Origin of the sequence: Gilliamella sp. B2772 (genome assembly GCF_026536985.1) — a bacterium.
In the GTDB taxonomy this organism is placed as follows: Bacteria; Pseudomonadota; Gammaproteobacteria; order Enterobacterales; family Orbaceae; genus Gilliamella; species Gilliamella apicola_E.
Window position 1 is genome coordinate 156,869 of sequence record NZ_JAFNNB010000003.1, and the last position, 12,726, is coordinate 169,594.

The 12,726-nt window shown below is 34.7% G+C and carries 13 protein-coding genes; 8 read left to right on the top strand and 5 right to left on the bottom strand.

Going from position 1 to position 12,726, the window contains the following annotated elements:
- Positions 1 to 21: 21 nt before the first annotated feature.
- Positions 22 to 519: a MarR family winged helix-turn-helix transcriptional regulator gene (locus tag J3T98_RS08560; RefSeq protein WP_065562925.1), complete on the bottom strand. Its 498-nt coding sequence runs from the start codon at positions 517 to 519 to the stop codon at positions 22 to 24.
- A gap of 278 nt (positions 520 to 797) precedes the next feature.
- Here J3T98_RS08560 and nirB point away from each other — a divergent pair, with 278 nt between their 5' ends.
- From nirB to cysG, 4 genes are all read left to right on the top strand, one after another.
- Complete coding sequence (gene nirB, locus J3T98_RS08565) at positions 798 to 3,320, top strand: nitrite reductase large subunit NirB (RefSeq protein WP_267357703.1); 2,523 nt, start codon at positions 798 to 800, stop codon at positions 3,318 to 3,320.
- A 3-nt stretch (positions 3,321 to 3,323) separates the two neighbouring features.
- Entirely contained in the window at positions 3,324 to 3,656 is a 333-nt protein-coding gene (nirD, locus tag J3T98_RS08570; RefSeq protein WP_065562923.1) for a nitrite reductase small subunit NirD, read from the top strand.
- Positions 3,657 to 3,678: 22 nt separating this feature from the next.
- A complete protein-coding gene (gene nirC / locus J3T98_RS08575; RefSeq protein WP_267357702.1) occupies positions 3,679 to 4,446 on the top strand; it encodes a nitrite transporter NirC in 768 nt (255 codons plus the stop codon).
- A 111-nt stretch (positions 4,447 to 4,557) separates the two neighbouring features.
- On the top strand, positions 4,558 to 5,931 hold the full coding sequence (gene cysG / locus J3T98_RS08580; protein ID WP_267362630.1) for a siroheme synthase CysG: 1,374 nt from the start codon (positions 4,558 to 4,560) through the stop codon (positions 5,929 to 5,931).
- Between the two features lie 37 nt (positions 5,932 to 5,968).
- On the opposite strand, the gene narL is transcribed toward cysG, so the two are convergent.
- Together narL and narX are read right to left on the bottom strand one after the other, a co-directional pair.
- Entirely contained in the window at positions 5,969 to 6,622 is a 654-nt protein-coding gene (gene narL / locus J3T98_RS08585; protein ID WP_065562920.1) for a two-component system response regulator NarL, read from the bottom strand.
- 3 nt (positions 6,623 to 6,625) lie between these two features.
- The gene (gene narX / locus J3T98_RS08590; RefSeq protein ID WP_267362631.1) at positions 6,626 to 8,434 is read right to left on the bottom strand and encodes a nitrate/nitrite two-component system sensor histidine kinase NarX; all 1,809 of its coding nucleotides are present in this window, start codon (positions 8,432 to 8,434) and stop codon (positions 6,626 to 6,628) included.
- 232 nt (positions 8,435 to 8,666) lie between these two features.
- Between narX and rplU the strand changes: the two genes are divergently transcribed.
- The 4 genes from rplU to cgtA all read left to right on the top strand — a co-directional run bounded on the left by rplU (position 8,667) and on the right by cgtA (position 11,465).
- Positions 8,667 to 8,975: a 50S ribosomal protein L21 gene (gene rplU, locus J3T98_RS08595; RefSeq protein WP_065562918.1), complete on the top strand. Its 309-nt coding sequence runs from the start codon at positions 8,667 to 8,669 to the stop codon at positions 8,973 to 8,975.
- Positions 8,976 to 8,990: 15 nt separating this feature from the next.
- On the top strand, positions 8,991 to 9,251 hold the full coding sequence (rpmA, locus tag J3T98_RS08600) for a 50S ribosomal protein L27 (protein ID WP_034883716.1): 261 nt from the start codon (positions 8,991 to 8,993) through the stop codon (positions 9,249 to 9,251).
- An 86-nt stretch (positions 9,252 to 9,337) separates the two neighbouring features.
- Entirely contained in the window at positions 9,338 to 10,318 is a 981-nt protein-coding gene (locus J3T98_RS08605; protein ID WP_065562917.1) for a DMT family transporter, read from the top strand.
- Positions 10,302 to 11,465 carry an Obg family GTPase CgtA gene (cgtA, locus tag J3T98_RS08610; protein ID WP_267362632.1) on the top strand — a complete coding sequence of 388 codons (1,164 nt, stop codon included), beginning with the start codon at positions 10,302 to 10,304 and terminating at the stop codon, positions 11,463 to 11,465. The genes J3T98_RS08605 and cgtA overlap by 17 nt, the downstream gene beginning before the upstream one ends.
- A gap of 334 nt (positions 11,466 to 11,799) precedes the next feature.
- On the opposite strand, the gene J3T98_RS08615 is transcribed toward cgtA, so the two are convergent.
- Entirely contained in the window at positions 11,800 to 12,159 is a 360-nt protein-coding gene (locus tag J3T98_RS08615) for a hypothetical protein (RefSeq protein WP_267357696.1), read from the bottom strand.
- Positions 12,160 to 12,192: 33 nt separating this feature from the next.
- Complete coding sequence (gene smrB / locus J3T98_RS08620) at positions 12,193 to 12,723, bottom strand: endonuclease SmrB (protein ID WP_065562914.1); 531 nt, start codon at positions 12,721 to 12,723, stop codon at positions 12,193 to 12,195.
- Positions 12,724 to 12,726: the final 3 nt, after the last annotated feature.

Here is a 12,726-nt window from a genome sequence, read left to right on the forward strand (position 1 = left end):
ATTTTTAGTGATTAAAAGCAATTATTTACGTAATAATTTACGTAACATTGCAATTAAAGATTCCTGCTCTTGTGCATTTAAAACCTGAGCAAAAGCACGAATCGATTTTAAGTGATTAGGTAGCGCTTTTTGTATAAGATTTACACCAGTTGTGGTGAGCCTGATTAGTCGAGAACGACCATCTTCCCCACTTTTCGTCATCGATATTAAAGGATCTTGCGCAGCTAACATCCGTTTAACCATTACTGAGACAGTTGCAGGAGTGACGCCAACTTTCAATGCTAGCTCGCTAGCGCAGGTTTCACCTTCACTATACAATGACATTAGTAATGCAAATTTTCCTTCAGAAACATCATAATCTTTTGCAAGTTGTGCATAAATATTAGAACGAATTAAATCGGCAGTAGTAATTAAACTTAGGACCAGATCAACGCCTGAAACCTCGATAATTTCATCATTAAAACTTTGTGCTTTTGCTAAAGTTTCGCGCGAAGGAAGTATTCTTGAGTTGTAATTCAATTGCTTTACCTAATTTATTTAGTCGGCTAATTATACTGGTTTGTCCTAAATTGGCAATTGTTTTTTTACTTTAGTTTGAGAGGTTGATCTCATTAATTTGTTAATTTTCATTGATATTTAGTTAGTCAATAATGATAACTTATTGTTTCAAAGCTTATTATTTAATCTACTACTAAAGTGGTAATCCTTGAGGGTAATTATATTCTATTTAAAGTTCCTTAAAATATCGTATAGATGAAAATTAAATAATTGAATTAAAAATAAATTTGGAGCTTTTTATGAGTAAAACCAATCTCGTTATTATAGGCAATGGGATGGTTGGACATCGTTTTGTCGAAGAAATTATCGAAAAAATGCAGTCTGATAATTTTAAAATTACCATCTTTTGCCAAGAACCAAGAGTAGCTTACGATCGTGTTCATCTTTCTTCCTATTTTTCAGGCCATACTGCAGAAGCACTGTCTTTAGTTCGGGAAGGCTTGTACCAAGAAAATGATATTAATATTTTACTTAATGAACGGGTTATTTTGATTAATCGCCAACGTAAAGAGGTGCATTCACAAACTGGGCGTATTGTTTCTTATGATAAGTTGATTATTGCAACGGGCTCTTATCCATGGGTTCCTCCAATTAAAGGTGCTGAAGGGGCGAATTGTTTTGTTTATCGTACCATTGAAGATCTCGATGCGATTCGTGATTGTGCTAGTAATTGTAAAATAGGTGCAGTTGTCGGTGGTGGTTTACTTGGACTTGAAGCTGCTGGTGCATTGAAAAACTTAGGAGTTGAAACTCATGTTGTCGAATTTGCTCCAGTCTTAATGTCAGAGCAACTTGATGCAATGGGTGGTGATCAACTGCGTAGAAAAATCGAAGAGATGGGAGTTGGAGTTCATACAAGCAAAAATACTCAAGAAATTATTCATACCCCATCAGGTAAAGTTATGCAATTTTCTGATGGTTCATCACTTGAAATTGATTTTATTGTTTTTTCAACTGGCATCCGTCCCAATGACCAATTAGCTAAAGCGTGTGAATTAGATATTGGACCTAGAGGAGGTATCGTTATTAACGATTATTGCCAAACTTCAGATCCGGATATTTATGCCATAGGTGAATGCGCCTGTTGGCAAGGTAAAGTTTACGGTTTAGTTGCACCTGGTTACAAAATGGCACAAGTTGCCTTAGCACATTTAATCGGTGAAAGCGCTAAATTTGAAGGTGCCGATATGAGTGCTAAACTCAAATTAATGGGAGTCGACGTTGGTAGTATTGGTGATGCAAAGGCTAAAACAATAGCTAGCAGAAGCTATGTTTATTTAGATGAAAGTGTACCAGTTTATAAAAAGTTAGTGGTATCTAATGATAATAAAAAACTATTAGGTGCTGTTTTAGTTGGTGATACATCTGATTATAGTAACTTGCTGCAACTGATGCTTAATGATATGGATTTACCTGAACATCCTGATTCTCTAATTTTACCATCACATGCAGGTGCTAAGCCTGCATTAGGCGCTGACGCATTACCTGATAGTGCACAAATATGTTCTTGTTTTGATGTGACAAAGGCAAAAATTGTTCAAGCTATTCATGCTGGTTGTCATACTGTTGCTGCAATTAAAGCTGAAACTAAAGCGGGTAGTGGTTGTGGTGGTTGTATACCACTAGTAACGCAAATCCTTAATTTGGAATTAGCGAAACAAGGTATTGAAGTAAGCCATGCACTTTGTGAGCATTTTAAATATTCTCGGCAAGAGCTTTTTCACTTAATTCGTGTTGAAGGATTAACTTCCTTTGATGAAGTGATAAAAAAACATGGTGCCGGCTATGGCTGTGAAGTTTGTAAACCAACAGTTGGCTCTATATTAGCTTCATGTTGGAATAATTATATTCTTAAACCAGATCTTGTACCGTTACAAGATAGTAATGATATCTTTTTAGGTAATATTCAAAAAAATGGTACTTATTCAATTATTCCTCGTAGTGCTGGTGGTGAAATTACTCCAGAAGGATTGATTGCGGTTGGTCAGATTGCTAAGAAATACAATCTCTATTCAAAAATTACTGGTTCACAACGTATAGCGTTGTTTGGTGCGCAAAAAGATGATCTTCCTGCTATCTGGAAAGAGCTGATTGATGCTGGTTTTGAGAGTGGTCACGCTTACGCTAAGGCATTACGTATGGCAAAAACTTGCGTAGGTAGCACTTGGTGTCGGTTTGGGGTAGGAGATAGTGTTAGTTTAGGTGTCGAATTAGAAAACCGCTATAAAGGTATTCGAGCGCCTCATAAATTCAAACTTGGTGTTTCAGGTTGTACCCGTGAATGTGCCGAAGCTCAGGGTAAGGATATTGGCGTTATTGCAACTGAAAAAGGTTGGAATCTTTATGTTTGTGGTAATGGTGGTATGAAACCTCGTCATGCCGATCTTTTAGCTGCAGATTTAGATCGAGAAACCCTTATTCGCTACCTAGACCGTTTCCTTATGTTCTATATTCGTACAGCGGATAAATTACAACGGACTTCTGTCTGGTTTGAAAACCTTGAGGGGGGGATCGAATATTTGCGTAGTGTCATTATTGATGACAAATTAGGTATCAATGACGAACTTGAAAAAGAGATGGCTCGTATTCGTAAGCTTTTTGTTTGTGAATGGAAAGAAACTGTTAATAATCCAGAAGCACAAATCCGGTTTGCTCATTTTATTAATAGTCCTAAACGAGACGATAATGTTCAGTTTGTACCTGAGCGACAACAACATCGTCCCGCCACCCTTGAAGAACGTCAAGTTATGTCAGGAGAGTAGATTATGAGTCAATGGGTAACTATCTGTAAAATTGAAGATATTTTTCCTGAAACAGGAGTTTGTGCTTTAGTTGGTAAAGAGCATGTCGCTGTTTTTCGTCCTTTTCATTCTGACGAGCTTTATGCGATTAGTAATATTGATCCTTTTGCTAATGCTAGTGTGCTTTCTAGGGGGATTATTTGTGAGCATGAAAATGAATTATGGGTTGCTAGTCCTCTGAAAAAACAACGCTTTCGTTTAAAAGATGGTTATTGTTTTGAAGATGCAAGTTATTCCATCGCACACTATGAGGTCAAAATTGATAATGATGGATTTGTTAAAGTTAAATTTAACTAATAAATAAAAATAGGAATAATAAATGTATACAGAAACAATTAATAAATGTGCTGTTAATGCAGCACGTATTGTTAAATTAGCTAAAACCAATCCTATAGGGTTTTGGCTAAGTTCTGCTATGGCTGGTGCTTATGTTGGTCTGGGTATCATATTAATTTTTACGCTGGGTAATTTGCTTGATGCATCAGTTAGACCTTTAGTTATGGGAGCAACATTTGGAATTGCATTAACTTTAGTTGTTATAGCAGGCTCGGAGTTATTTACTGGGCATACCATGTTTTTAACATTTGGTGTTCAAGCTAAAAAGATTACACACTTTCAAATGTGGTGGGTATTACCACAAACGTGGCTAGGCAATTTACTAGGATCTATTTTTGTCGCTGCTTTATTTTATTGGGCGGCAAGCCCATTATTGGCAACAGATACTTCCCTTATACATACTGCGGCATTAGCAAAAACATCCACTCCCGCAAAGGCTCTATTTTTTCGTGGAATTTTATGTAATTGGTTAGTTTGTTTAGCTATTTGGATGGCAAATCGAGTTGAAGGTTCAGCCAAATTTATTGCTATATGGTGGTGTTTATTGGCATTTATTGCTTGTGGGTATGAGCATAGTGTTGCTAATATGACGTTATTTTCTCTTTCTTGGTTTGGAAATCATACTGATGCCTATACTTTAGGTGGTATTGGGCATAACTTGTTATGGGTTTCATTGGGTAATTTAGTATCTGGAGCACTGTTTATGGGCTTAGGATATTGGTTTTCAACACCTAAAGCAGATCGACCTTAATCATTATTGAATAAGGTTGTAATTGTTTAGCTTACTGTTTTTAAGAATTATTGGATTATTAACAGTAAATTTTTTAGATCAATAAGATATTAATGGTTGTTTTTAAAGTCTATGGATTATTTACCTTTATTTTGTAAATTAGAAAACCGTGATTGCTTATTAGTTGGTGGTGGGGAAATAGCCGAGCGTAAAGCTCGGTTATTGCTTGAAGCTGGCGCAAATTTAACTGTCAATGCTCTTGAATTTACTCAGCAATTTGTCTGTTGGCAAGAACAAAAACAATTGGTTTTAATACAATGTGAATTTGATACACAACTACTCGATAATAAATGGTTAGTTATTGCTGCAACAGATTGTCAACAAACCAATCAGCAAGTCAGTATAGAATCAGAAAAGCGACGTATTTTTTGCAATATCGTTGATTCACCTAAAGGTGCTAGTTTTATTATGCCTTCTATTATTGATCGCTCTCCAATAATGGTTGCGATATCTTCAGAAGGTCATGCTCCTGTATTGGCACGGTTATTACGTGAAAAATTAGAAGCGATTTTACCGCAAAATATTGGAAAACTAGCGAAATATGCTGGTTATTTACGTAATAAAGTAAAAGCAACTTATCAAAGCATGACTGAACGTAGAAGATTCTGGGAAAAGCTATTTACACATGATAGGTTAGCTCAAGCTATAGCTAATAATGATTCAGAAAAAGTTGAAATGTTAACTAATGAATTATTTGAAGAGCCAGTTGATTATCGAGGTGAAGTGGTTTTAGTTGGTGCCGGTCCGGGTGACCCAGGGTTGTTGACATTAAAAGCTCTTCAACAAATTCAACAAGCCGATATTATTGTTTACGATCGATTAGTATCCGATGAAATAATGAATTTAGCTCGACGAGATGCTCAGCGAATTTTTGTCGGTAAGCGGCCTGGTTTTCATTGTGTGCCACAAGAACAAATTAACCAAATATTACTTGAGCAAGCCCAAAAAGGGTTGCGAGTAGTAAGACTTAAAGGTGGTGACCCCTTCATTTTTGGTCGAGGCGGAGAGGAGCTTGAAACACTATTTGATGCTAATATTCCTTTTTCGTTAGTACCAGGAATTACAGCTGCTTCAGGATGCTCAGCTTATAGTGGAATACCATTAACTCATCGTGATTATGCTCATAGTGTTCGTTTAATTACGGGGCATTTGAAAGATGGCACGCATTTGGATTGGCAAAGTTTAGCTGCTGAAAAACAGACTCTCGTTTTTTATATGGGGTTATCACAAGCAGAAAATATTAAAACACAATTAATTAAACATGGTATGGATAGTAATATACCTGTGGCTATAGTAGAAGAAGGTACAAAAGCCAATCAGAAAGTTGTAGAGGGATTGTTATGTGATCTTACTCAACTTGCATTACATGCTTGTAGTCCTAGTTTAATTATTATTGGACGTGTAGTTGCATTACGCAAAAAGTTAAATTGGTTTTCTAAACTTTAATGTTAGATAAAGTGGAGAATGGCATAATTAGTACTAGCTATTCTTTACTTTGTAAATACCATACAGTCATTTCCATTCTAGATTTAAAATTTAGTTTTTTAAATATACTTTTTATATGGACTTTTACTGTGTTTTCGACAATATCTAACTCTTTCGCTATTAATTTATTTGATAATCCTTGAACTAATAAATTAAATATTTCTCGTTCTCTTGGTGTGAGTAAATTAATATTATGGGACTGGCTTGTAGTCGTGCCTCCACCATGACGCATATAATCAAGAATAATAGGTGAAATTGCTTCATCCATGGTGATTTTGCCTTCAGAAATATCTATTAATGCTTTCAGTAGGTTTTCCGGTTCCATATCTTTTAATAAATAGCCATCAGCACCGGTTTTGATAGCAGTAATGATATCTTCTTTTGCATCTGATACAGTAAATATAATGATTCGCGCAGAAATATTTTTTTCTCGTAAATAACGCAAGATTTCTAATCCATTCACATCATTCATATTGATATCTAATAAAATAATGTCCGGATCAAGTGTTTCTGCAAGCATAACCCCTTCTAAGCCAGAGCCTGTTTCACCGATAACCTCAAAATTATTGATTGTTTTTATAAGCTGCTTAACCCCATTTCTTAACATGGGATGATCATCAATAAGTAATATTGAACTTTTAACTTGTTCCATTTGCTATTCTTCTATCATTTTAAATGGGATGATTGTAGTTGCTTTAAACGTTATTACAATCTCAGTGCCTAGATTAGGCTTACTATTAATGGTTAAATTGCCATTTAATATTCCAACTCTATCACGCATAATTATTAATCCATAATGATTATCTTGATTAGCATTATTTTGTAAACCAATACCATTATCTTTTATGCTGACACTAATAATCTGATTATCATCAATAGTTAAACTTATTTTAACTTTTGTTGCATTAGCATGTTTATAAATATTATTTAAAGATTCGCGTACACATTGCAATAGATGGAATGCATATTTGCTCTTAATGATATTGAGAGGTAGTTGATATTCAGCTTGTATTTTAAATTTCAATTTTTGATTAAATTCTTCGATCAACTCCATTAAGCTGGCATAAAAACCGGTTTGATTAAGTCGTAAACGAAAAGAAGTTATTAATTCTCTTAATTGAGAATAAGTAATATTAACTTCTGTACGCATAATAGCTAGCAAATCACTACTTGTTTGTGAGGTTAAATCTGGTTGCATTTGTAAGCAACTAAGATGAATTTTTAAACAAGAAAGAGATTGTGCTATAGAGTCATGTAACTCTCTGGCCATTGCTGAGCGCTCTTTCATTAATAGATATTGTTTTTGTTGTTCTATTTGCCTATCAAGCATTAGTGCTGTCGTCATTTGCTCGACTAAGGCTGTAATTAAATTTTCTTGTTCTGCACTTAGATGCATTGTTGATGGTTGTAGAGCAAATAAAATACCAAATTTTTCACCTTTTTCTTGAAGATACCAATAACGTTGAAATCCATTTTCTTGATAAGATTTTGATGGAATAAGGCAAGCGTTACATTCTGAATTTTGGCAATAAGGTAGTCTTTGTTGGTTGGCATAGCTGATTTGTTGATAATGTTCTATATTATCCGACTCATAAAAACGAATTTGAAACTGTGTTAATGGCACTAATTCCTCAAGCTGGCGGAGTATAATTAAAAAGCGTTCACATAATGGATCTGATGTGTGCAGTTGTTTTATAGCTTGATACTGAAACGACAATATTTTATTGATTTGTTGTAATTCGGCAGTTTTTTCTGTGACACGTTCTTCTAATAATTGGTACTGCAATTCAATTTGTTCTGCCATTTCATTGAAGGCTTGCCCCAATAAATCAAATTCGTTCTTTTTACTTTTCTTACTGTTAAATCGTTGGCTAAAGTTATGTTGCGAAATAGATTCAGCCATATTAATTAATTTGCGCCAAGGCGCAAGAAGATAACGACGTAAATAGTAAATTTGCGCAAGAAGAAATAGAACAATAAGAATGATAAAAACAAATTGCAATTGTGATATATAATGGATTTGATTTTCTGTTTTTTGATCAATTTGATGGACTAATTTATCGGTCTGAGTTACAAACTTATCAATTTCATTTTTTATTTCATCTATACTGTTTGCTTGTTTAATTTTGGGGACAATATCAGTTATCCATTGAGACTGTAATTGGTTAAGCTCATCAATTAAATGGTAACGTTCAAATAATTTTAATTGCTCAGAAGACGGAATATCATTAAAAATATTAAGTCGATCATAGTCCTTTTTCTCAATCGGGATCATAGCTAAAAATTGATAGCTTTTCATCCTAATTAAACCCAATTGGTTTATCATATAAGCACTGCCTTTAGTATCATTAGCTACTTGTATTGATAAAAACAAAGCTAATAACGCCATGGCACCTAAAGAAAACATTAAAAGTGTTAAACGATTTAAAATAGATGCACTGTAGCGAAATTTTCTTTTTAGCATATCGATACTCAATATTTTTGTGTTAAATATTGTTTAAATAAATAATAATTTAGCTCTATTGTATCGTGAAAACCGTTGATCAAAGATCTTTTTTATGACTTTTTGCGATCTTTTATTAAACAGCGCTTGCAACAAGCATAAATTTTGCGTAAAATTCACGCCCTATAAGATTAATCAATGCAGACATATATGTTAAATCAGGAATCGTCTGCTTTTTATTGCGGAGTTAAGTATGTACGCAGTTTTCCAAAGTGGTGGTAAACAACACCGAGTTAGCGAAGGACAAGTCGTTCGCTTGGAAAAAATTGAAGTCGAAACAGGTGCAGAAGTTGTTTTCGATAAAGTTTTAATGGTAGCAAATGGTGAAGACATCAAAGTTGGTGCTCCGTTTGTTGAAGGTGCAACAGTTAAAGCAGAGATTGTTGAGCACGGTCGTGGCGAGAAAGTGAAAATTGTTAAATTCCGTCGTCGTAAACACTATCGTAAACAACAAGGTCACCGTCAGTGGTTCACTGATGTGAAGATCACTGCAATCGCTTAATAGGAGTATCGAACAATGGCACATAAGAAGGCTGGTGGTTCATCACGTAATGGTCGTGATTCCCAGAGTAAACGTTTAGGTGTTAAACGTTATGGTTCTCAAGAAGTTCTTGCTGGTAATATTTTAGTTCGTCAACGTGGAACTCAATTCCACCCAGGTACTAATGTAGGTTGTGGTCGTGATCATACCCTATTCGCGTTAGTTGATGGACAGGTTAAGTTTGAAGTTAAAGGACCTAAAAACCGCCGTTATGTTAGTGTAGTTGCTAACAGCTAATAAACCAGCGGTTCATAAGTTATAGAAGCCTCACAGTTATTGTGGGGCTTTTTTCATTTCTTGAAATTTATATAAATTAATTCATTATGATAAAACAGCAAAATGTTAAATTAGGTTTTGCGCTAGCCATGTTGACGTCAGTGATGTGGGGACTCGTGCCAATTGCTATGAAATATGCATTAGTTGTTATTGATCCATTAACGTTAGCTTGGTCACGCTTAAGTATATCAGCAGTAGGTATAACGCTTTGGTTGGCTTATAAAAAACAATTTCCTAATTTGATGATGTTTAAAAAACGACGCCGTTTTATTCTATTAATGATTGCCGGATTTGGTTTATTAGGTAATTTTGCGCTTTTTGCTACAGCTGTTCAGTATTTATCTGCAACTACAGCTCAAGTTGTTGGACAAACTGGCATTGTCATATTTATGATTTCTAGTGCTTTTATTTTCAAAGAGAAATTAAGACCAACACAAATTATTGGTATTACTATATTGTTAATTGGTTTAGCGCTATTTTTTAATGAAAATCTAGCAGATCTCTTTGCCAATATGTCTTCATATGGTATAGGTGTGTGGCTTGCCTTATTAGCCTCTATATCATGGGCATGTTATGCATTAGCGCAAAAAGTATTATTAAGAAAATTAAGAGCAGAGCAGCTACTTTGGTTGATTTATCTTATATGTAGTATCTTTTTATGGCCTCTAGCATCGCCGACTAAAATTGCTAATGCTGATTTTAGTCAATTGTTTGCAATTATTTTTTGTGGTTTAAATACCATTATTGCTTATGGTGCTTTAGTTATGGCAATGGAGCGTTGGCAAGCTGCGCAAGTAAGTGCTATAACAACACTGACACCACTTTTTGCACTGATTTTCTCAGATTTATTTGCTTTACTATGGCCAGAAAAGTTTGTAATGCAATATTTAAATATTATAGGTTATATTGGCGCGGTATCTGTTGTAGCAGGTGCAATGTTTGCAACAGTTGGACATCATTTATGGCAACCTAGAAAGGGCTGGCTGATTAACCGAAAAAAGAGGACAAATAATGAAATTTGTAGATGAAGCTTCAATTCGAGTGGAAGCTGGTGACGGTGGTAATGGTTGTGTTGGTTTCCGTCGTGAAAAATATATACCTAAAGGTGGTCCTGATGGTGGCGATGGTGGAGATGGTGGCGATGTATTTTTTATTGCCGATGAAAATCTAAACACACTCGTGGATTTTCAATTTGAAAAGAACTATCGCGCTGAACGTGGTCAAAATGGACAAGGTTCTGATTGTACCGGCAAGCGAGGTAAAGATATTACCGTTAAAGTACCTGTTGGGACTCGTATCACTGACAAATATACTGGTGAAATTATTGGTGATCTAACTCATCATCAACAAAAAGTCCTTGTGGCTAAAGGTGGTTTTCATGGGCTTGGTAACGCACGTTTTAAATCATCAGTGAATCGAGCTCCAAGACAAAAGACTGATGGTACACCGGGTGAAAAACGTGATGTGATACTAGAACTTTTACTATTAGCTGATGTTGGTATGTTAGGTTTGCCTAATGCAGGTAAATCAACGTTTATTCGTTCAGTTTCAGCAGCAAAACCGAAAGTCGCTGATTATCCATTTACAACTTTAGTACCTAGTTTAGGGGTAGTTAGAATGGATAATGAGCAGAGTTTTGTTGTTGCTGATATTCCAGGGTTGATTGAAGGCGCATCGGATGGCGCAGGACTTGGTATTCGTTTTTTAAAACACTTAGAACGCTGTAGGATTTTAGTTCATCTAATTGATATTGCTCCAATCGATGAATCAGATCCAATTGAAAATGCTAAAGTTATTATTCAAGAACTTCACCAATATAGTGAAAAATTAGCCAATAAACCGCGCTTGTTAGTTTTCAATAAAATGGATGTATTGGGTGAAGAAGAAAGTGCCAAATGTGCAGCAGAAATTGCAAAAGCACTCGACTGGAATGATAAATATTATGTGATTTCAGCAATTAATCATGAAGGGGTAAAAGCCTTATGTTGGGATCTAATGGACTACATGAATGCGCATCCTCGTGAAGCAGAAGAAGCAGAAACGGCAGCAGAAAAAGTTGAATTTATGTGGGATGATTATCACCAACAAGCGATGGATGAGGCTTTTGATGACGATGATTTTGATGATTGGGATGACAGTAACGAAGAAGGGGTTGAATTTATCTATCAAAAATAGTAATAACCTAAAATAGGTTAAACTTATCACTTCAAATTATTAACTAAAAAATCACCATTGCGAAAAATACAGGGTGACATAGCCCTGTATTCCTCTCTATTATTCTAACGCTAACACAATGATTTCATATTAAAAAAATTGGTGGTTTACATTTTTCTTTTATTTTTTGAAAAAAGTCAAAAAAAACGCTTGCTTTTAATAATGAGAATTATTATCATTAAGATGTACTTGATTAGAGCGTCGCAAGACTTCTGAAAAAGTATGACATTGCTCACATTGCTTCCAATGTTTGCCAGCCTAGCGCAACTATGCTGGCTTTTTTATTTTAAAGTGATTAAAAATACGATGTTTTGATAACTAATTGATCATCAATGACCATTTTCCATTGACCCTCCTCAAAATAAGGAGGCTTACTTACTTTGAATAAAGAATTTAAACCTAAAACTCCTACTTTAAAATCATCACCAATAAATTCTTGTATCGGTCCTTCAACGCTTTTAGTTACCCCATCTTTTTTATAATTGTAAATAACTTTGGCGTCTTTAGTGATAGTTATCACCATATATTCACCTTGCCATTTGCCAATATAGTTACTTTTTTCTGAAGGAATTGCATCAAGTCCGCCACATGCAGTTATAAAGATAGCAAGTATTAGAAATAAATAAACATGTTTTATTTTTTTTAATAATTTCATTTTTTTATTCCTTATATATTTAAAATTTATTTTTTAGTTATTGATGGTATCAAATAAAATAAGTAATGCTGCACTGCCGCCAAATTCTTTCGGTGCTTGATGAAAACAAATGATATTAGGATGCTGGGCTAACCACATTGGTGTCTGTTTTTTTAATATGTTTTTACCGTGCCCATACATGATGCAAGCGCAATTGGCATTTTCTTTTAAACAAACGGCGATTAATGCTGCTATTTCTTTTTTCGCTTCTTGCAGAGTTAATCCATGTAAATCTAAAAAGAATTCAGGTGCATAAAATCCACGTCGTAATTTTTTCAATTCATTAGGATCTGAGTTTTCACGACTATAACGAATCGGATCTTCTTGTAATAGAGGTTGGTAATCATCAGAAAAGTAAAATTCATTATTTACTTTTTCATGTTGAATTTTTTGATTCTCTATTAGCTTTTGAGATCGTTTTTGAGGTTTATGAATCACAGTATCTTGTTTGAGCTGTTTGGTTTTACCAATACTATTTTTAAACAAGTCTATGTCTTCATGATCTAATATAAATTTATTCGACATTGA

Excerpts from the sequence above, each read along its gene's own strand:
- nirD (WP_065562923.1), top strand. The coding sequence starts at position 3,324 with ATGAGTCAATGGGTAACTATCTGTAAAATTGAAGATATTTTTCCTGAA.
- nirC (WP_267357702.1), top strand. The coding sequence starts at position 3,679 with ATGTATACAGAAACAATTAATAAATGTGCTGTTAATGCAGCACGTATT.
- cgtA (WP_267362632.1), top strand. The coding sequence starts at position 10,302 with ATGAAATTTGTAGATGAAGCTTCAATTCGAGTGGAAGCTGGTGACGGT.
- smrB (WP_065562914.1), bottom strand. The coding sequence starts at position 12,723 with ATGTCGAATAAATTTATATTAGATCATGAAGACATAGACTTGTTTAAA.
- J3T98_RS08605 (WP_065562917.1), top strand. The coding sequence starts at position 9,338 with ATGATAAAACAGCAAAATGTTAAATTAGGTTTTGCGCTAGCCATGTTG.
- J3T98_RS08615 (WP_267357696.1), bottom strand. The coding sequence starts at position 12,159 with ATGAAATTATTAAAAAAAATAAAACATGTTTATTTATTTCTAATACTT.
- nirB (WP_267357703.1), top strand. The coding sequence starts at position 798 with ATGAGTAAAACCAATCTCGTTATTATAGGCAATGGGATGGTTGGACAT.
- narX (WP_267362631.1), bottom strand. The coding sequence starts at position 8,434 with ATGCTAAAAAGAAAATTTCGCTACAGTGCATCTATTTTAAATCGTTTA.
- rplU (WP_065562918.1), top strand. The coding sequence starts at position 8,667 with ATGTACGCAGTTTTCCAAAGTGGTGGTAAACAACACCGAGTTAGCGAA.
- cysG (WP_267362630.1), top strand. The coding sequence starts at position 4,558 with ATGGATTATTTACCTTTATTTTGTAAATTAGAAAACCGTGATTGCTTA.
- narL (WP_065562920.1), bottom strand. The coding sequence starts at position 6,622 with ATGGAACAAGTTAAAAGTTCAATATTACTTATTGATGATCATCCCATG.
- rpmA (WP_034883716.1), top strand. The coding sequence starts at position 8,991 with ATGGCACATAAGAAGGCTGGTGGTTCATCACGTAATGGTCGTGATTCC.